Annotated in this window: 21 protein-coding genes; 16 read left to right on the forward strand and 5 right to left on the reverse strand. The window is 67.6% G+C overall.

Annotated elements, in window-relative coordinates; all coding sequences use genetic code 11:
* From ZRA01_RS14365 to ZRA01_RS14395, 7 genes are all read left to right on the forward strand, one after another.
* On the forward strand, positions 1-1219 hold a 1219-nt coding region (locus ZRA01_RS14365), incomplete at its 5' end, for a methyl-accepting chemotaxis protein (RefSeq protein ID WP_141353395.1).
* A gap of 91 nt (positions 1220-1310) precedes the next feature.
* Complete coding sequence (gene glyA, locus ZRA01_RS14370) at positions 1311-2561, forward strand: serine hydroxymethyltransferase (protein ID WP_141353397.1); 1251 nt, start codon at positions 1311-1313, stop codon at positions 2559-2561.
* Positions 2562-2591: 30 nt separating this feature from the next.
* Positions 2592-3071, forward strand: coding sequence for a transcriptional regulator NrdR (gene nrdR / locus ZRA01_RS14375; protein WP_141353399.1), 480 nt, complete (start codon positions 2592-2594; stop codon positions 3069-3071).
* Between the two features lie 10 nt (positions 3072-3081).
* Complete coding sequence (gene ribD / locus ZRA01_RS14380) at positions 3082-4170, forward strand: bifunctional diaminohydroxyphosphoribosylaminopyrimidine deaminase/5-amino-6-(5-phosphoribosylamino)uracil reductase RibD (protein ID WP_141353401.1); 1089 nt, start codon at positions 3082-3084, stop codon at positions 4168-4170.
* 115 nt (positions 4171-4285) lie between these two features.
* Positions 4286-5245 (forward strand): YVTN family beta-propeller repeat protein, encoded by a 960-nt coding sequence (locus tag ZRA01_RS14385; protein ID WP_141353403.1) that lies wholly within the window; start codon positions 4286-4288, stop codon positions 5243-5245.
* Positions 5245-6006: a polysaccharide deacetylase family protein gene (locus ZRA01_RS14390; RefSeq protein WP_141353405.1), complete on the forward strand. Its 762-nt coding sequence runs from the start codon at positions 5245-5247 to the stop codon at positions 6004-6006. The genes ZRA01_RS14385 and ZRA01_RS14390 overlap by 1 nt, the downstream gene beginning before the upstream one ends.
* Positions 6006-6983, forward strand: a complete 978-nt coding sequence (locus ZRA01_RS14395) for a sterol desaturase family protein (protein WP_141353407.1) — start codon at positions 6006-6008, stop codon at positions 6981-6983. Before ZRA01_RS14390 ends, ZRA01_RS14395 begins: the two co-directional genes overlap by 1 nt.
* Here ZRA01_RS14395 and ZRA01_RS14400 read toward each other — a convergent pair.
* From ZRA01_RS14400 to ZRA01_RS14410, 3 genes are read right to left on the reverse strand one after another with little or no spacing between them, the layout of a single operon-like run.
* The gene (locus ZRA01_RS14400) at positions 6975-7724 is read right to left on the reverse strand and encodes a HesA/MoeB/ThiF family protein (RefSeq protein ID WP_141353409.1); all 750 of its coding nucleotides are present in this window, start codon (positions 7722-7724) and stop codon (positions 6975-6977) included. The genes ZRA01_RS14395 and ZRA01_RS14400 overlap by 9 nt on opposite strands.
* A 48-nt stretch (positions 7725-7772) precedes the next feature.
* Positions 7773-8228, reverse strand: coding sequence for a hypothetical protein (locus tag ZRA01_RS14405; protein ID WP_141353411.1), 456 nt, complete (start codon positions 8226-8228; stop codon positions 7773-7775).
* 28 nt (positions 8229-8256) lie between these two features.
* The gene (locus ZRA01_RS14410) at positions 8257-9681 is read right to left on the reverse strand and encodes a S41 family peptidase (protein ID WP_141353413.1); all 1425 of its coding nucleotides are present in this window, start codon (positions 9679-9681) and stop codon (positions 8257-8259) included.
* A gap of 298 nt (positions 9682-9979) precedes the next feature.
* On the opposite strand from ZRA01_RS14410, the gene ZRA01_RS14415 reads away from it, so the two are divergent.
* The 6 genes from ZRA01_RS14415 to ZRA01_RS14440 are packed head-to-tail and all read left to right on the forward strand — an operon-like array spanning position 9980 to position 12959.
* Positions 9980-10294: an ArsR/SmtB family transcription factor gene (locus ZRA01_RS14415; RefSeq protein ID WP_141353415.1), complete on the forward strand. Its 315-nt coding sequence runs from the start codon at positions 9980-9982 to the stop codon at positions 10292-10294.
* A 37-nt stretch (positions 10295-10331) separates the two neighbouring features.
* Positions 10332-10748: a rhodanese-like domain-containing protein gene (locus tag ZRA01_RS14420; RefSeq protein WP_141353417.1), complete on the forward strand. Its 417-nt coding sequence runs from the start codon at positions 10332-10334 to the stop codon at positions 10746-10748.
* A gap of 2 nt (positions 10749-10750) precedes the next feature.
* Complete coding sequence (grxC, locus tag ZRA01_RS14425) at positions 10751-11020, forward strand: glutaredoxin 3 (RefSeq protein ID WP_174851626.1); 270 nt, start codon at positions 10751-10753, stop codon at positions 11018-11020.
* 39 nt (positions 11021-11059) lie between these two features.
* Positions 11060-11521, forward strand: coding sequence for a protein-export chaperone SecB (gene secB / locus ZRA01_RS14430; protein WP_141353419.1), 462 nt, complete (start codon positions 11060-11062; stop codon positions 11519-11521).
* Positions 11521-11973, forward strand: coding sequence for an SH3 domain-containing protein (locus tag ZRA01_RS14435; protein WP_246093684.1), 453 nt, complete (start codon positions 11521-11523; stop codon positions 11971-11973). The genes secB and ZRA01_RS14435 overlap by 1 nt, the downstream gene beginning before the upstream one ends.
* Before the next feature lie 5 nt (positions 11974-11978).
* Positions 11979-12959: an NAD(P)H-dependent glycerol-3-phosphate dehydrogenase gene (locus ZRA01_RS14440; protein WP_141353421.1), complete on the forward strand. Its 981-nt coding sequence runs from the start codon at positions 11979-11981 to the stop codon at positions 12957-12959.
* A gap of 28 nt (positions 12960-12987) precedes the next feature.
* Here the strand turns inward: ZRA01_RS14440 and ZRA01_RS14445 are convergent, their stop codons facing one another.
* Together ZRA01_RS14445 and ZRA01_RS14450 are read right to left on the reverse strand one after the other, a co-directional pair.
* Positions 12988-13452 (reverse strand): tRNA (cytidine(34)-2'-O)-methyltransferase, encoded by a 465-nt coding sequence (locus ZRA01_RS14445; protein ID WP_141353423.1) that lies wholly within the window; start codon positions 13450-13452, stop codon positions 12988-12990.
* A 33-nt stretch (positions 13453-13485) separates the two neighbouring features.
* The gene (locus ZRA01_RS14450; protein WP_141353477.1) at positions 13486-14163 is read right to left on the reverse strand and encodes a ComF family protein; all 678 of its coding nucleotides are present in this window, start codon (positions 14161-14163) and stop codon (positions 13486-13488) included.
* Positions 14164-14261: 98 nt separating this feature from the next.
* Here ZRA01_RS14450 and bioB point away from each other — a divergent pair, with 98 nt between their 5' ends.
* The 3 genes from bioB to ZRA01_RS14465 are packed head-to-tail and all read left to right on the forward strand — an operon-like array spanning position 14262 to position 16833.
* Positions 14262-15281: a biotin synthase BioB gene (gene bioB, locus ZRA01_RS14455; protein WP_141353425.1), complete on the forward strand. Its 1020-nt coding sequence runs from the start codon at positions 14262-14264 to the stop codon at positions 15279-15281.
* Between the two features lie 16 nt (positions 15282-15297).
* On the forward strand, positions 15298-16182 hold the full coding sequence (locus ZRA01_RS14460) for a methyltransferase domain-containing protein (protein WP_141353427.1): 885 nt from the start codon (positions 15298-15300) through the stop codon (positions 16180-16182).
* Positions 16183-16185: 3 nt separating this feature from the next.
* Complete coding sequence (locus ZRA01_RS14465; RefSeq protein WP_141353429.1) at positions 16186-16833, forward strand: pyrimidine 5'-nucleotidase; 648 nt, start codon at positions 16186-16188, stop codon at positions 16831-16833.
* Positions 16834-16842 lie beyond the last annotated feature (9 nt).

The following is a 16842-nucleotide window of genomic DNA, read 5'->3' on the forward strand; positions in this document are numbered from 1 at the left end:
AGGCGCCATGACCTACAACTGGAGCCGCAACCCCGGCGGCCCCGCCACCGAGCCCAAGATGGTCGTCTTCCAGAACGTCCCCAGCTGGAACTGGACGATCGCCACCGGCAGCTTCATCGACGAGTTCACCGTCGAGGCCCGCGAGTTGCGCAACACCCTCATCGGCATGTGCCTGGCCGGTGCGCTGCTGATGACCGGCGTGCTGTACTGGATCGCCCGCCGCCAGCTGGCGCCGGTGCGCGTCCAGCTCGACGTGATGCAGCGCATCGGTGCAGGCGACATGACCGTGCGCCTCCCCGATTGCGACAAGAGCAGCCGCAACGAACTGGACCAGATGAGCCTCGCCCTTCAGAACACCACCAATCAGGTCGGCGCTCTGATCCGCGAAGTGATGAACGCCAGCACCGCCGTGCGGGACGCAGCCCACGCGGTGCGGCTCGGCACCTCCGAAGTCTTCGACGGCACCGCCACCCAGAGCGAGGCCGCCGCCGGGCTTGCCGCCGCGGTGGAAGAGCTCTCCGTGAGCATCACCCATGTCTCCGACAGCGCCGCCACCGCCCACGACATCACCCAGCAGGCCCAGAAACATGCCGAACAGGGCGGAGCCACCGTCCGCCAGATGACCGACGGCATGAACCGCATCGCCGGTGAGATCGATCAGGCCAGCGCCGCAGTCAATCTGCTGTCGGAACGCTCGGCGCGCATCTCCAACATCGGCCGGATCATCAACGACATCGCCGACCAGACCAATCTGCTCGCCCTCAATGCCGCCATCGAAGCCGCCCGGGCCGGCGAGAGCGGCCGTGGCTTCGCGGTGGTGGCCGACGAGGTGCGCAAGCTCGCCGAGCGCACCGCCAGCTCGACGCGGGAAATCTCCGTGACGGTCAGCGAAGTGCAGAGCGAAGCCGAGCGGGTCGTCGCGATGATCACCGAAGTGACCGGCCAGGTCCGCACCGGTGTCCAGCTCGCCACCGACTCCGGCAGCGTGCTCGAAACGATCGGCGAGGAAAGCACCCGCACCACCCAGGCCGTCAATGACATCGCCGATGCCACCCGCGAGCAGAGCACCGCCAGCCAGGAGGTCGCCCGCGGCATCGAGCGGATCGCCACGATGGCCGAGCAGAACAAGCAGGCCACCCGCCAGACCCACGACCAGACCACCCGGCTCGAAGATCTCGCCGCCCAGCTGCAGAGCAAAGTCTCCCATTTCCGCACCTGAGCCACACCAATCCCGGCCTGCCACGCTGCGTTCTGCAAGCCCGGCAGGCCGTGCTAAAATCCGCTTTTGACTCAACCCCACCCGGATAGCCATGTTTTCCAAGCAAAATACCCTCGCCAAGGTCGACCCTGAACTCTGGCAGGCCATTGAGGCCGAAAACCGCCGTCAGGAAGATCACATCGAACTGATCGCCTCCGAAAACTACGTCAGTGCAGCCGTCATGGAAGCCCAGGGCTCCCAGCTCACCAACAAGTACGCGGAAGGCTATCCGGGCAAGCGCTATTACGGTGGTTGTGAGCACGTCGACGTGGCCGAGCAGCTCGCCATCGAACGCCTCAAGACCCTGTTTGGCGCAGAAGCGGCCAACGTCCAGCCCAACTCCGGCTCCCAGGCCAACCAGGCCGTCCTGATGGCCTTCGCCAAGCCCGGCGACACCATCATGGGCATGAGCCTCGCCGAGGGCGGCCACCTCACCCACGGCATGCCGCTCAACATGTCCGGCAAGTGGTTCAACGTCGTCGCCTACGGCCTCGACGCCAAGGAAGAAATCGACTACGACAAGATGGAAGCGCTGGCCCGTGAGCACAAGCCGCGCATCATCATCGCCGGCGCCTCCGCCTACGCGCTTCGCATCGACTTCGAGCGCTTCGCCAAGATCGCCAAGGAAGTCGGCGCCATCTTCTGGGTCGACATGGCCCACTACGCCGGCCTCATCGCCGCCGGCTACTACCCCAACCCGGTGCCCCACGCCGACGTGGTCACCTCCACCACCCACAAGACCCTCCGCGGCCCCCGCGGCGGCATCATCCTGATGAAGGCCGAACACGAGAAGGCGCTCAACTCCGCCATCTTCCCGGGCCTCCAGGGTGGCCCGCTGATGCACGTGATCGCCGCCAAGGCCGTCGCCTTCAAGGAAGCTGCCGAGCCCGAGTTCAAGCGCTACCAGGAGCAAGTCCTCGCCAACGCCCGCGTGATGGCGCGCGTGCTGGGTGAGGAGCGTGGCCTGCGCATCGTTTCCGGCCGCACCGAGAGCCATGTGTTCCTGGTCGACCTGCAGCCCAAGAACATCACCGGCAAGGAAGCCGAAGCCGCCCTCGGCCGCGCGCACATCACCGTCAACAAAAACTCGATCCCCAACGACCCGCAGAAGCCCTTCGTCACCTCCGGCATCCGTATCGGCTCGCCGGCGATGACCACCCGCGGCTTCACCGAGATCGAGGCCGAGCGCATCGCGCACCTCATCGCCGACGTGCTCGACAACCCTAACGACGAAGCCACCGCCGAAACCGTGCGCGCCAAGGTTGCCGAACTTTGCCGCAAGTTCCCGGTGTACGGCGCTTAAGCCCCCCAAGGCAGGCACGCGCACCCGCCCATGCATTGCCCCTTCTGCGGCGCCGACAACACGCAGGTCACCGACACCCGTGAAAACGAGGACGGTGACATCGTGCGGCGCCGCCGTCGCTGCCTGTCCTGCGACAAGCGTTTCACCACCTACGAACGCATCGACCTCAAGATGCCCCAGGTGGTCAAGAAAAACGGTAGCCGGGCCGACTTCAGCCGCGACAAGCTGCTCGGCAGCCTGACACTCGCGCTGCGCAAGCGCCCGGTCACCGCCGAGAGCGTCGAGGCCGCCGTCGACCGCATCGAGGCCAAGCTGCTCTCCTCCGGCGAGCGCGAGATCGCTTCCGAACGCATCGGCGAGCTCGTGATGCGTGAGCTCAAGAAGCTCGACAAGGTCGCCTATATCCGCTTCGCCTCCGTCTATCGCGCCTTCGAAGACGTCGATGAGTTCTCCGAAGTCATCCGCGAAGTCAGCCCCCGGCCCCGTGGCCGCCCCCGCAGCACCCCCTGAAAGCCCCCGCATGATCGCCACCGCCGACGACCACCGGTGGATGGCCCGCGCCCTCGAACTCGCGGAGCGCGGACTATTCACGACCACTCCCAACCCCCGTGTCGGCTGCGTGATCGTCCGCGACGGCGAATGCGTCGGCGAAGGCTGGCATGTGCGCGCCGGCGAGCCCCATGCCGAAGTCCATGCCCTGGCGATGGCCGGCGAAGCCGCCCGTGGCGCCACCGCCTACGTCACCCTCGAGCCCTGCTCCCACCACGGCCGCACGCCGCCCTGCGCCGAGGCCCTGGTCCGGGCTGGCGTCACCCGGGTCGTCGCGGCGATGCAAGACCCCAACCCGCTGGTGGCCGGGCGTGGTCTCGCCCTCCTGCGCGAGGCCGGCATCGAAACATTCGCTGGCGTCCTCGAAGCCGAGGCCCGCGAACTCAACATCGGCTTCGTGTCGCGCATGACCCGTGGCCGCCCTTGGCTGCGCCTCAAGGCCGCCGCCACCCTCGATGGCAAGACCGCCCTCGACAACGGCGTCTCCCAGTGGATCACCGGCGACGACGCCCGGCGCGACGCCCACCGCTGGCGCGCCCGCTCCTGCGCCGTGCTCACCGGCATTGGCACCGTCCGCGACGATGACCCGCAGCTCAACGTGCGCGCCGTCCCTACCGAGCGCCAGCCCCTGCGGGTCGTGGTGGACGCCCGCCTCGACACGCCCCTCAACGCCAAGCTCCTCGACGGCGGCCCGGTGCTGATCGCCGCCGCCACCGACGACTCGGCACGCATCGCCGCCTTGCGCCACCGGGGCGCCGACGTGGTTGTCCTGCCCAACCAGGGCGGCAAGGTCGACCTCCCCGCCCTGCTGGCCGAGCTGGGCCGGCGTGGCATCAACGAAGTACTCGCCGAAAGCGGCTTCAAGCTGAACGGCTCCCTGCTCCGGGAAGGCTGTGTCGATGAGCTCGTCCTCTACCTGGCCCCGAGCCTGGTCGGCGACGCCGCCCGCGGCTTGTTCAACCTGCCTGCGCTGAGCAGCCTGGCCAACAAGCGCCAGCTCGCCTTCCGGGATGTGCGCATGGTCGGCCGCGACCTGCGCATCGTTGCGCGGCCCACCTGAACGGGCTACCCGATCAGATTATCTGTGAAGCTTTGACAAAGATCGCCAGGGCCCGTCAACGTTGGGGCTCCGGTGTCGTTAAATCGGGCGCTACCTCAATCTGCGCACCGCCTACATGTCTCTGTCACACCTTGCCCCGCTGCTCTGCCTGTCCCTCCTGTCCGCCACGGCCTGCGCCGAAACGGCGATCGTCCTCAACTCGGTGGACGAGAACGTCAGCTTCATAGACACCCGGACCTACAAGGAGACCGGGCGCGCCCCGGCCTGCAAGGAACCCCACCACCTGATGGCGACCCCCGACGACAGCTCGGTGATCGTCGCCTGCGCGATTTCCAACGAGCTGGTCTTCTTCGACCCACGCACGGGCAAGGAGCAGAAGCGCATCAAGAACATCTCCGACCCCTACCAGCTCGGCTTCTCCCCCGACAACAAGTGGTTCGTGGCCAACTCGCTGCGCCTCGACCGGGTCGATCTCTACAAGGCCGCCGACTTCTCGCTGGTCGCCCGCATCCCGGCCGCCAAGACACCCTCCCACATGGCCTTCGACAAGGCCAGCCGCTTCGTCTTCATCACGCTGCAGGATTCCAACGAGGTCCTCGCCATCGACCTCAAGACCCGGGAAGCCGCCTGGAAGCTGCCGGTCGGCCCGACACCTGCCGGCATCCACATGACGCCGGACGACAAACACTTGCTGGTGGGCATCATGGGCGCCAATTACGTGGAGGTGATCGACTGGCGCGCCCGCAAGACGGTGAAGAAGATCATCACCGACAAGGCCACCCACAACTTCCTGCCCAAGGGCGACGGGCGCCATGTCTTCGTGTCGAACCGCAGCGTGAAGGGCAGCATCTCACTGGTGGACATGCAGACTCTCACCGAGATCGAGAAATACGACGTCCCCGGCGGGCCCGACGACATGGAGATCCGCGCCGACGGCAAGGAGCTGTGGGCCACCGCGCGCTTTGCCCGCAAGGTGCAGGTTGTGAACCTTGATCAGAAGAAGCTCTCCCACTCGATCCCGGTCGGCCGCTCACCCCACGGCGTCTCCTTCATCAGCCACGCCCCGAGGCTTTGATGCGCCCCGCCGCACGCCCGATGTGGGCCGTGGGCCTGGCCCTCGCCACCCTGCCCGCCGCCGCCCAGACCACCCCGCCGGCCTGCAAGGGCTACGTCCACCTGACCCTCGACACCGGCAACATGCGCCATGCCGAGCTGATCGCCGAAATCCTTGCCCGGCACCAGGTCAAGGCCACCTTCTTTGTCGCCCAGGAGAAAACCTGGCGCGGCGACCACGCCCTCGACCCGGCCTGGGCCGGCTACTGGAAGGCCCGCGTCGCCGAGGGCCACGCCTTCGGCAGCCACACCTGGCGCCACGGCTCGTTCCGCCGCGATTTGCCCGACGGCCAGGTGGCCTACCGCCTGATGGACGGCCGCCAGCTCACCCTGAGCCCGGCCGAGGTCTGCGCCGAACTGCGCCAGCCCGACACCCGCTTCGCCGAACTCACCGGCCGCGCCCTCGACCCCCTTTGGCGCGCGCCGGGCGGGCGCAGCACCCCCAACACCCTGAAGGCCTCCGAAGCCTGCCGCTACCGCCACGTGCATTGGGCGCCGGCCGGCTTCCTGGGTGACGAGCTGCCCTCGGGCGCTTATCCCAACGAGGCATTGCTCCGGCGCGCCCTCGCCGACATCCGCGACGGCGACATCCTGATGGCGCACCTGGGCATCTGGTCCCGCAAGGCCCCCTTCGCCCCGATGCTCGACCCGCTGATCGCCGGGCTCAAGGCACGAGGGCTGTGCTTTGCCACCCTGGCCGCCGCCGGGCGCGGGAGCCACTGATGCAGTTTGTCACCGACCTTTTCGTCAGCGCCCAGGGCAGGCTCTTCGACAGCCTCGTGCAGCCCGTGCTGTTTGCCCTCGGCCTCGGCGGCTTCGTGGAGATGGGCTTCGAGGGCATCGAGTTCGTCCTCCTCGGCCTCATCGAGCTGGCCATCGCCTACACGCTGATGCGCCCCCTCGAGGCCTGGTGGCCCGCCGAGAGGTGGGCGCAGCGCAGGGCCGTGCGGGTGGATGTGATCTACACGGTGCTCAACCGGCTCGGCGTCGTGCCGCTGGCAGTGTTTGCGCTGCTCGCTCCGGTGTTCCTAGGCGTAGACGGGTGGCTACGCTTTCACGACATCATCCCCCGCCAGCTCGAAGACTGGCTGCCGGCCCTCGATTACCACCCGCTGGCGAGCTTTCTGATCTACCTGGTGATCCTCGATTTCGCCGAGTACTGGCGCCATCGGCTGTCCCACACCTTCCGCTGGTGGTGGGCGCTGCACGGCATCCACCACTCCCAGCGGCAGATGTCGTTCTGGACGGACTCCCGCAACCACCTGCTCGACGACCTCATCGCCGGCGTCTGGTTTGCGTCCCTGTCATTGTTGATCGGCGTGCCGCCGGGCCAGTTCATCGGCCTCCTGATCGTACTGCGGCTGGTGGAGAACCTGTCCCACGCCAACACCCGGCTGAGCTTCGGGCGGCTGGGCGATCACCTTGTGGTCGGCCCCCGCTATCACCGCTGGCACCACGCCCTCGACCTGCCGGCCGAGCCGCGTTTTGCCTGCGGCTGCAATTTCGCGATCCTGCTCCCCGTCTGGGACCTCCTGTTCGGCACGCTTTACCTCGCGCCGCAACTGCCCCCGACAGGCATCCACGAAACCACCACCCAGGAAATCAACGCCCGCGACGACTTCTGGGCCCAGCAGAAGCTCGGCCTCGTGCTGCTCTGGCGGGCGCTTGGCACCCGGGCCGGCAAGCAGCCTTCAGCGTGACGCGCAGACCGCGCAGGCCGGGTCGCGCCCCAGGCGCACCGTCCGCCAGTCCATCGCCAGGGCATCCAGGAGGAGCAAGCGGCCGGTGAGGGTTTCGCCACAGCCGGCCAGCAGCTTGAGCGCCTCCGCCGCCTGCACCGCGCCGACGATGCCGGTGATCGGCGCAAAGACGCCCATCACCGCGCAGCGCACCTCCTCGACATCCTCCGCCTCGGGAAACAGGCAGTGGTAGCACGGGCAGTCGTCCCGGCGCAGGTCGAACACCGACACCTGCCCGTCGAAACGCACCGCGGCCCCCGACACAAGCGGCTTGCGGGCCGCCACGCAGGCGCGGTTGATGGCATGGCGGGTAGCGAAGTTGTCGGAACAATCGAGCACCAGATCGGCCGCGGCCACCTCGGCTTCCAGGGCGGCGCCCTCGAGCCGATGGGCTACCGGCAGGACGCGGACCTCCGGATTCAAGCGGGCCAGGGTGTCGCGCCCCGAGTCCACCTTGAGACGCCCGACGCCCTCCTGGCTGTGCAGGATCTGGCGCTGCAGGTTGGTGAGATCGACCGTGTCGCCATCGGCCAGCACCAGGGTGCCGACACCGGCGGCCGCCAGATACATCGCGGCCGGCGACCCCAGCCCACCGGCCCCCACCACCAGCACGCGGGCGGCAACGATGGCTTCCTGGCCCTCGATACCGATCTGGGGCAACAGGATGTGGCGCGAATAGCGCAGGAGCTGATCGTCGTTCATGGCGGGGCGGATGATGAAAATGAAACTGCCCCGTGAAGGGGCAGCGGGTTATTTGAACTCGCGGAGCTCGGGCGGCGTGTCGTCCCGGTCACCGTGGGGGTGATGGGCGTAGGCCTGGATGTACACCTCGTGGGACTGCTTGATCAGGCGCTCGGGAGACCGCAGGTTATGCACCTGGGTGTCCTCGACGTAGTAGATCAGCGCCCGATGCAGGCGGATGAGCAGGCTCCGGTCGAGGTGGAAGCCCGCATTCATCAGCGCCTCGTCGAGGAGCTGCAGGGTGAAGTCGAGTACGTTGTAATGCACCACCAGGGTGAGCTCGTCACGGCCGGCCTCGACCTGCACGCCTCGCAGTGCCGCCAGGGAGCGCCAGGCCTGGGCTGCCTGCCCGGGCGGGAAATCCTTGAAGCGGATCTCCCGCGTCTTGGCGACACCGCTCGCCGCATGGTGTGCCCCGTTATCGTGCTTGCGTCCAGCCAGCTTGTAGGCAGTCTCACGTCGCATGCAGGGCCTCCTCCGCAGTCGGGGTTTTTTACTTGGCGTTATTCTGGAGGATCTGCAGGCCCTTGAGCAAATTCACCGCCTGGGCGAGCTGGTAATCGTCCTTGCCGGCGAGCTCGAAGGGCGGCTTGGCCTCCTCGGCCTCGTCCTTGGGCTTGTCTTTGTCCTTGGCCTTGGGCGCGCTGTCTTTCTTGGGCGGCACCGGCACCGGCGCCGCTTCAACCGCCTTCGGCAGCTCAGGCTCCTTGCCGTTGCCCAGGTGGCGATCGAGGTCGGCCTCGCGCAGGCGATCGCGGGAAGCGCCACCGGGCGTCTCCTCGACGATGATGTCGGGCACGATGCCCTTGGCCTGGATCGAGCGCCCGTTTGGCGTGAAGTAGCGGGCCGTCGTGAGCTTGATGGCGGCGTTGCTGTTGAGCGGCAGAATGGTTTGCACCGAGCCCTTGCCGAAGCTCTGGGTGCCCATCACGACGGCACGTTTGTGGTCCTGGAGGGCGCCGGCGACGATCTCGGAGGCCGACGCAGAACCGCCATTCACCAGCACCACCATCGGCACCGTCTTGATGGAGGCCGGCACGTTGCGGATGTAGTCGTCGCGGGAACCGCGCAGGTAATCCTCGGGTGTCGCCAGATACTTGCGCTTCGAATCGTCGGCCCGCCCATCGGTGGACACCACCAGCGCCTTGGGCGGCAGGAAGGCCGCCGACACGCCCACGGCGCCATGCAGCAGGCCGCCCGGATCATTGCGCAGGTCAAGCACCAGCCCCTTCATCTCGCCCTGCTTGACCAGCTTGTCCAGGTGCTGGACGAGGGACGCCGCGGTCTGCTCCTGGAACTGCACCACCCGCACGTAGCCAAAGCCCGGCTCGACGAGCTTCGACTTGACGCTCTGGACCTTGATCACCTCGCGGGTCAGCGTGACGACGATGGGCTTGTTCTCACCCTTGCGGGCGATCGTCAGCACGATGGTCGTCTTGGGCTTGCCGCGCATGCGCTTGACGGCGTCGTTGAGGGGCATGCCCTTCACCGACGTGTCGTCGAGCTTGATGATCAGGTCGCCGGCCTTGATGCCCGCCCGAAACGCCGGCGTGTCCTCGATCGGCGAGATCACCTTGACGAAACCATCCTCGGAGCCGACCTCGATTCCGAGGCCACCGAACTCGCCCTGGGTGCCCACCTGCAGCTCCTTGAAGGCCTCGGCATCCAGATAGGCGGAGTGGGGATCGAGGTTGGAGAGCATGCCGCTGATCGCGTGGGTGATCAGCTTCTTGTCTTCGACCGGCTCGACGTAGCCCTGCTTGATGGCATTGAACACGTCGGCAAGATTGCGCAACTCTTCCACCGGCAGCGGGGCAAGCGGCGATTTGTCCGCGTTGGCCGAGAAATTGAGGCTGATGAGAACCCCGGCGCACAGCCCGGTGAAAACCAGGCCGGCTTGTTGAAGTTTACTGCGCATATTGTCTCCGTCACGGCGGGCATCCGCTGCCTGCGCCATCACAGGCCCGGAATCGGGCCGATCTGAAAAGCGGAACGAGTATAAACCGGAAAGCCCTCATGCCCTTCTACAGGGCCGCAGAAGGCGCTTCCTTCGCCAGGGAGGCCCGCAAACCCACCGGGCTGCGCCACCCGCCGGCAGGCCGCGCCATGGCGTTCGGGTGAGACATTCACCACAGCCATTTGGAACGGCACGGGCGCATGAAGGTTCAAAAGATGGTATTTTATAATATTAGTGTGTAGCGAAGCCCGCTTATTTCGTGGAAATCAACACTGTCGACCTACTTGCCAAGCAGGAACACATCGAGACCGCCGCCCGCGCGCTCAAGGCCATCTCGCACCCGCTGCGCCTCAAGATCCTCTGCGTGATCGGTGGCGAGGAGGCCTGCGTGCAGGATATCGTCGACGCCGTAGGCACCTCGCAAAGCAACATCTCCCAGCACCTGGCTATCCTCCGCGACAAGGAAGTCCTCCTTACACGCAAGGACGCCAACCGGGTCTTCTACCGCGTCGGAGACCCGCGCACCCTGCAGCTGATCGCCATGATGCGTGAAGTATTCTGCCGGGACGATTAAGCCTCCCTGTCCTCTCCCCCAATCTGGAGTTCGTTTCATGGAATTCATCCAGCAAGACTGGAACTGGGCCTGGGCAACACTTGCCGCCGTCAGCGGCACGCTGCTCCTGGTCACCTCCCTTCGCGGCGGCGGGCGCGGCGTTTCGCCGGCCCAGGCCACCCAGCTGATCAATCGCGAAGACGCCGTCGTGATCGACGTGCGCGAAGCCGGCGAGTACAACGCCGGCCACCTCCTCGACGCCCGCCACATTCCCGTGGGCGAGCTCGCCAAGCGCACCGCCGAACTCGAAAAGTTCAAGGACAAGCCGATCATCCTCAACTGCCAGAGCGGTGCCCGCTCGGCGTCGGCCTGTTCCATCCTGAGCAAGGCCGGCTTCGCCCGGGTGCACAACCTCGAGGGCGGCATTGCCGCCTGGGAGCAAGCCGGCATGCCGATCAGCCGCAAGAGGAAATAGCCATGCAACCGAAGATCCTGATGTATTCCACCGCCGTCTGCCCCTACTGCGTGCGCGCCGAAGGTCTGCTGCGCAGGAAGGGCGTTTCCGAGATCGAGAAGGTCCGCATCGACACCGACCCCGCCCGACGCGACGAGATGATGGAGCGCACCGGCCGCCGCACCGTGCCGCAGATCTACATCGGCGACTTCCACGTGGGCGGCTGCGACGACCTCTTCGCCCTCGACCACGCGGGCAAGCTCGACCCGCTGCTGCGCGGCGAAGCCGCCTGACCCCTGACCGACCCTGATTTTTCAACCGGAACCACCACCATGTCCGAAACCGCGCAACCCGTCTTCTCCATCGAAAAGCTCTACGTCAAGGATCTCTCCATCGAGGTGCCCAACGCGCCGCAGATCTTCCTCGAGCGCGAAACCCCGCAGATCAACGTCCAGCTGCGCACCGAGAGCAGCGGCATCGACGAGGGCATCTTCGAGGTCGCCCTCACCGTCACCGTCACCGCCCAGCTGCCCGAAGACAAGACCGTCTTCCTGGTCGAAGTGGCCCAGGCCGGCATCTTCCAGATCCGCAACGTGCCCCAGGAAGACCTCGAGCCGATCATGATGATCGGTTGCGCCAACATCCTCTTCCCGTACGCCCGCGAAGCCGTCTCCGACGCCGTCGCCCGCGCCGGCTTCCAGCCCGTGGTGCTCGCCCCGGTCAACTTCGAGGCCATGTACGCCCAGAACCGCCAGCAGGCCGCCCAGCCCGGCACCGACGTTCCGATCCAGTAATGAACATGCGCCGCCTCACCGCCGCGGCGCTGTTCGGCCTGCCGTTCGCCTGCGCGGCGGCGGGCCTCGGCCCATCGGATTTCCGCTCCCTCGCCGAACCGGCCATCCTCTACGATGCGCCCTCGAAGCAAGGCAAGCCGCTTTTCGTGATCCAGCGCCACACCCCGGTCGAAGTCGTCGTCAACATCGACCGCTGGACCAAGGTGCGTGAGCCCGCCGGCAGCCTGCTGTGGGTCGAACGCCGCGTGCTCGCCGAAAAGCGCACCGCCATCATCACCACCGCCCGCGCCGACATCCGCCAGAAGCCCGAGGCCACCGCGCCGCTGGCCTTCGAAGCCGTCAAGGACGTCGTCCTCGAGCTCACCGACAAGCCCGCCGACGGCTGGGTCAGGGTGAAGCATCGGGACGGCAGCACGGGTTACATCCGCATCAACCAGATCTGGGGCCTCTAAGCGCCATGCGTATCGCCGTTTTCGGAGCCGGCGCCTGGGGCACCGCCCTCGCCCTCGCCTTCAGCCGCAACCACGACGTGGTCCTGTGGAGCCGCGAAGTCGACGAGATCGCCGCCCTCGCTGCCGATCGCGAGAACCGGCGCTACCTGCCGGGCATCTCCCTGCCTGCCGAACTGCAGCTGAGCGACCACCTGGGCGACGCCGCCCAGGCCGATCTGCACCTGGTCGTCACGCCCCTCGCCGGCCTGCGCAGCACCGCCCGCGCCCTGCAGGCCGCCGCACCCGGCACGCCGCTGCTGTGGGCCTGCAAGGGCCTCGAAGCCGGCACCGCCAAGCTGCCCCACCAGATCGTCGCCGAGGAGCTGGGCAGCGATGCCCGCTGCGGCGTGCTCACCGGCCCCAGCTTCGCCGTCGAAGTCGCCCAGGGCCTGCCGGCGGCCGTCACCATCGCCGCCCGGGATCTCGAATTCGCCCGCTATTGGGTGCATGCACTGCACAACAACCGGCTGCGCCTCTACGCCAACGACGACCTCGTCGGCGCCGAGGTCGGTGGCGCGGTCAAGAACGTGATGGCGATCGCCGCCGGTGTCGCCGACGGCATGGGCTTCGGCCTCAACGCCCGGGCTGCGCTGATCACCCGCGGCCTCGCCGAGATCACCCGCCTGGGGGTCGCCCTGGGCGGTCGCCGCGACACCTTCATGGGCCTCGCCGGGCTGGGCGACCTGGTGCTCACCTGCACCGGCGACCTGTCCCGCAACCGCCGTGTCGGGCTGCTGCTCGCCGAAGGCAAGACCCTGCCTGACATCCTCGCCGCCCTTGGCCACGTGGCCGAAGGGGTCAGCACCACCCACGAGGTCGCCACGCTGGCGGCCCGCCTGGGCGTCGACATGCCGATCACCAACGCCGTCGATGGCGTGCTGCGCGGCAAGCTCGTCGCCCGCGAGGCGGTCGAGCAGCTTCTTGCCCGCGACCCGAAACAGGAGTAGCGCCGCCCGGCGGCAATTCAGCAGCGCATCACGCGCCGCCGGCGAACCCGGCCTGGCGCCAGGCCTCGTAGACCACAACCGCGGCGGCGTTCGACAGGTTGAGGCTGCGATTGCCGGGCCGCATCGGAATCCGCAGCCGGCGATCGTCGCCAAACTCGGTGTGCAGCTCGGGCGGCAGGCCGCGGGATTCCGAGCCAAACACAAACACGTCACCGGGCTCGAAGGCCACCTCCGCATAGCTGCGCCCGCCGTGGCTCGTCAGCGCAAAGATGCGCTGCCCGGCAAAGCCAGCCCGACAGCTCGGCCAGTCGTCATGCACAGTCACCACCGCCATGTCCCGATAATCGAGGCCAGCGCGGACGAGCTGCTTCTCTTCGAGCGTGAAGCCCAGCGGTTTGACGAGGTGCAGCCGTGCGCCCGAGTTGGCACACATGCGCATGATGTTGCCGGTGTTCGGGGGGATTTCCGGCTGATGAAGGACGACATGGAACATGGGCGCGGATTGTGCCTGCCCCGCCCCCGGCGATCAACCCGGCGCCGGCGTGCGAGCCACGATGCGGTTCTCGACGCTTGCCGCGCCCACCGCCTTCAGCGTCCGGGCCAACTCGGCCAACGTCTCCCCGGTGGTCATCACGTCATCGACCACCACCACCCGCAGCCCCTCCACCGAGCCCCGCACCCGGAAAGCCCCGCGCACATTGCCCGCCCGCGCCTTCCAGGGCAGCGCCGCCTGGGGGTGCGTGTCCAGATCCCGAACGATGCCGTCGAGACGCAGCGGAATGCCCCACGCGGCGGCCAGCGGCCGCGCCAGCTCGGCCGCCTGGTTGAAACCCCGCAAACGCAGGCGCGCGGGGTGCAGCGGCATCGGCACCACCAGGTCGGCCTGCGGGCATGGTGCCTCGGCCATCAACTCGACGAACAGCCGCGACAGCGAGAGCCGATGCGCATACTTGAGCGCCTGCACCATCCGGTCGGTGGGAAACGCGTAATCGAACGCCGCACGACTGGCATCGAAGGGCGGTTGCGCACTCAGGCAGGCACCGCAGATCAGCCCCTGATGCTGCTCGATGGCGCACACCGGGCACCGCGCCCGCCCCCGGCCCGGCAGCTCGGCACGGCAGTCATCGCAGAGCACTCCGCCGCCGCTCCCGGCACCGCAGGCAAAACACTGCTGGGGCAGTATGGCGTCGAGCGCACACCCCATCCAGCGACGCCAGCCAAGCGCTTGATTTGACAAGTCCAGACCCCTTCAGGGAAACTAAAAGGCTTCGTAATTATAAATTACAGCCAAAATAAGGGTCCATGACAATGACCGCAAGCATCGCCCAAGCAGAGACGTGTTCCGGCGCATCAAGCGCCCCGACGACCCAGGGCAGCGCCGCCCCCGCCCGCAAGCGCTGGAGCGTTGCCGAAGTCGAAGCGCTCTTCGCGCTGCCCTTCAATGATCTCCTGTTCCGCGCCCAGCAGGTGCACCGCGAGAATTTCGACCCCAACGCCGTCCAGCGCTCCACGCTGCTGTCCATCAAGACCGGCGGCTGCTCGGAAGACTGCGGCTACTGCTCCCAGTCGTCGCGCTACGACACCGGCCTCGAAAAGGAAGCCCTGCTGCCCCTCGACGAAGTGCTCGAAAACGCCCGCGCCGCCAAGGCCAAGGGCGCCTCGCGCTTCTGCATGGGCGCCGCCTGGCGCGGCCCGAAAGAAAAAGACCTCACCCCGGTGCTCGACATGGTCCGCGAGGTCAAGAAGCTCGGCCTCGAAACCTGCGTCACCCTGGGCATGCTCAAGGAGGGCCAGGCCGAAAAGCTGAAGGACGCCGGCCTCGACTACTACAACCACAACATCGACACCTCGCCCGAGTTCTACGGCCAGATCATCACCACCCACACCCTGCAGGACCGCCTCGACACCCTCGACAAGGTGCGCGACGCCGGCATCAACGTGTGCTGCGGCGGCATCGTCGGCCTGGGCGAAACCAAGAAGAGCCGCGCTGCGCTGATCGCCGAGCTGGCCAACATGAACCCGCCGCCCGACTCCGTGCCCATCAACAACCTGGTGCAGGTCGAAGGCACGCCCCTCGACGGCGCCGAGGCCATCGACCCCTTCGACTTCGTGCGCATGATCGCTGCCGCGCGCATCACGATGCCCGAAAGCTACGTCCGCCTGTCGGCCGGCCGCCAGCAGATGGACGACGCCCTCCAGGCCCTGTGCTTCATGGCCGGCGCCAACTCCATGTTCTACGGCGAGCGCCTGCTCACCACCGACAACCCGGACGCCGACGCCGACGACAAGCTCTTCGCCCGTCTCGGCCTGAAGGCCGTCTGAGCGCCGCCCCCAGCCCATGACCGCCCCCGACTTCCGGCTCGACCCGGGCCTCGTCCGGCGCCGGGCCGGCCGGGCGGCGGCGGGCTACGCGAGCGTCGACACCCTGGCCCGGGAAATCTCCCGGCGCATGGGCGAGCGCCTCGACTACATCCGCATCGAACCCCGCCGCATCCTCGACCTCGGCTGCGGCCCGGGTGCAGACCTGCCCGCCTTCGCACAGCGCTACCCCGGCGTGCCGCGCATCGCCATCGACAGCGCGCCGGCGATGCTGGCCCAGGCCCGCGGCGACACCGGCCTCCTCAAGCGCCTGCTGCGCTTCGGCAAGCCCGCCGAGCCCGACTTCGTGTGTGCCGACGCCACCGCTCTGCCGCTAGCCCGGGGCAGCGTGTCCTTCGCCTGGTCCAACCTCATGCTCCAGTGGCTGCACGACCCGCTGCCGGCGCTCAAGGAGATCCACCGGGTGCTCGAGGTCGGCGGCATGCTGATGTTCTCGACCCTCGGCCCCGACACCCTCAAAGAGCTCCGCGCCGCCCTGCCGCCCTCCGACGCCGAGCACCTGCACCGTTTCATCGACATGCACGACCTGGGCGACGCCCTCGTCGGCGCCGGCTTCTCCGACCCGGTGATGGACATGGAGATGCTCACCGTCACCTACACCTCCCTCGACGATCTGCTCCGCGACCTGCGCGCCAGCGGCTCGGCCAACGCGGCCACCACCCGCCCGCGGGGCCTCGTCGGCAAGGGCCACTGGCAGAAGCTGCGCGCCAACTACGAGCAGCTGCGCCGCGACGGCCGCCTGCCGGCCACCGTCGAAGTCGTCTATGGCCACGCCTGGAAGGCCGCCCCCAAGGTCGCCGAAGACGGCCGTGCGATCGTCCGCTTCGAACGCAAGCCCGGCTGAGCCATGACGCCCGTCTGGCTGTTCGACCTGGACAACACGCTCCACAACGCCTCGCCGCACATCTTTCCGCACATCAACCGCAGCATGACGGGCTACCTCATGCAGCACCTGGCCCTCGACGAGGCCGCCGCCAACCGCCTGCGCGTCGACTACTGGCGGCGCTACGGCGCCACGCTGCTGGGCCTGATGCGCCACCACGGCACCGACCCAAAGCACTTCCTGCACGACACCCACCAGTTCCCCGACCTGCCCCGCATGGTCGTCTTCGACAACGCGCTCTGTCACATGCTGGCACGTCTGCCGGGGCGCAAGATCGTCTTCTCCAACGGCCCGCGCCACTACGCCGAGGCCGTCCTCGAGATCATGGGCATCCGGCGCTTCTTCGTTGATGTGTACGCAGTGGAGCAGATGCGCTTCAACCCCAAGCCCGGCCTGAAGGCCTTCCACCACCTGCTCAAGGATCACCGGCTGCAGGCCTCTCGCTGCATCCTCGTCGAGGACAGCGCCGAAAACCTGCGCAGCGCCAAGCGCCTCGGCATGACCACCGTATGGATCAGCCGCAGCCTGCGCCAGCCCGCCTACGTGGATGTGCGCCTGCCTTCGGTACTCGGCCTCGCCCGCCATCCGGTCAGGCGCGGCGCTTCGGGGTAAAATGACGGA

It is taken from the genome of Zoogloea ramigera, from assembly GCF_006539865.1.
Taxonomy (GTDB): domain Bacteria; phylum Pseudomonadota; class Gammaproteobacteria; order Burkholderiales; family Rhodocyclaceae; genus Zoogloea; species Zoogloea ramigera.

Excerpts from the sequence above, each read along its gene's own strand:
- bioB (WP_141353425.1), top strand. The coding sequence starts at position 14,262 with ATGACAATGACCGCAAGCATCGCCCAAGCAGAGACGTGTTCCGGCGCA.
- ZRA01_RS14445 (WP_141353423.1), bottom strand. The coding sequence starts at position 13,452 with ATGTTCCATGTCGTCCTTCATCAGCCGGAAATCCCCCCGAACACCGGC.
- ZRA01_RS14460 (WP_141353427.1), top strand. The coding sequence starts at position 15,298 with ATGACCGCCCCCGACTTCCGGCTCGACCCGGGCCTCGTCCGGCGCCGG.
- ZRA01_RS14410 (WP_141353413.1), bottom strand. The coding sequence starts at position 9,681 with ATGCGCAGTAAACTTCAACAAGCCGGCCTGGTTTTCACCGGGCTGTGC.
- glyA (WP_141353397.1), top strand. The coding sequence starts at position 1,311 with ATGTTTTCCAAGCAAAATACCCTCGCCAAGGTCGACCCTGAACTCTGG.
- nrdR (WP_141353399.1), top strand. The coding sequence starts at position 2,592 with ATGCATTGCCCCTTCTGCGGCGCCGACAACACGCAGGTCACCGACACC.
- ZRA01_RS14390 (WP_141353405.1), top strand. The coding sequence starts at position 5,245 with ATGCGCCCCGCCGCACGCCCGATGTGGGCCGTGGGCCTGGCCCTCGCC.
- grxC (WP_174851626.1), top strand. The coding sequence starts at position 10,751 with ATGCAACCGAAGATCCTGATGTATTCCACCGCCGTCTGCCCCTACTGC.
- ZRA01_RS14400 (WP_141353409.1), bottom strand. The coding sequence starts at position 7,724 with ATGAACGACGATCAGCTCCTGCGCTATTCGCGCCACATCCTGTTGCCC.
- ZRA01_RS14420 (WP_141353417.1), top strand. The coding sequence starts at position 10,332 with ATGGAATTCATCCAGCAAGACTGGAACTGGGCCTGGGCAACACTTGCC.
- ZRA01_RS14395 (WP_141353407.1), top strand. The coding sequence starts at position 6,006 with ATGCAGTTTGTCACCGACCTTTTCGTCAGCGCCCAGGGCAGGCTCTTC.
- ZRA01_RS14465 (WP_141353429.1), top strand. The coding sequence starts at position 16,186 with ATGACGCCCGTCTGGCTGTTCGACCTGGACAACACGCTCCACAACGCC.
- ZRA01_RS14435 (WP_246093684.1), top strand. The coding sequence starts at position 11,521 with ATGAACATGCGCCGCCTCACCGCCGCGGCGCTGTTCGGCCTGCCGTTC.
- ZRA01_RS14450 (WP_141353477.1), bottom strand. The coding sequence starts at position 14,163 with ATGGGGTGTGCGCTCGACGCCATACTGCCCCAGCAGTGTTTTGCCTGC.
- secB (WP_141353419.1), top strand. The coding sequence starts at position 11,060 with ATGTCCGAAACCGCGCAACCCGTCTTCTCCATCGAAAAGCTCTACGTC.
- ZRA01_RS14385 (WP_141353403.1), top strand. The coding sequence starts at position 4,286 with ATGTCTCTGTCACACCTTGCCCCGCTGCTCTGCCTGTCCCTCCTGTCC.
- ribD (WP_141353401.1), top strand. The coding sequence starts at position 3,082 with ATGATCGCCACCGCCGACGACCACCGGTGGATGGCCCGCGCCCTCGAA.
- ZRA01_RS14440 (WP_141353421.1), top strand. The coding sequence starts at position 11,979 with ATGCGTATCGCCGTTTTCGGAGCCGGCGCCTGGGGCACCGCCCTCGCC.
- ZRA01_RS14405 (WP_141353411.1), bottom strand. The coding sequence starts at position 8,228 with ATGCGACGTGAGACTGCCTACAAGCTGGCTGGACGCAAGCACGATAAC.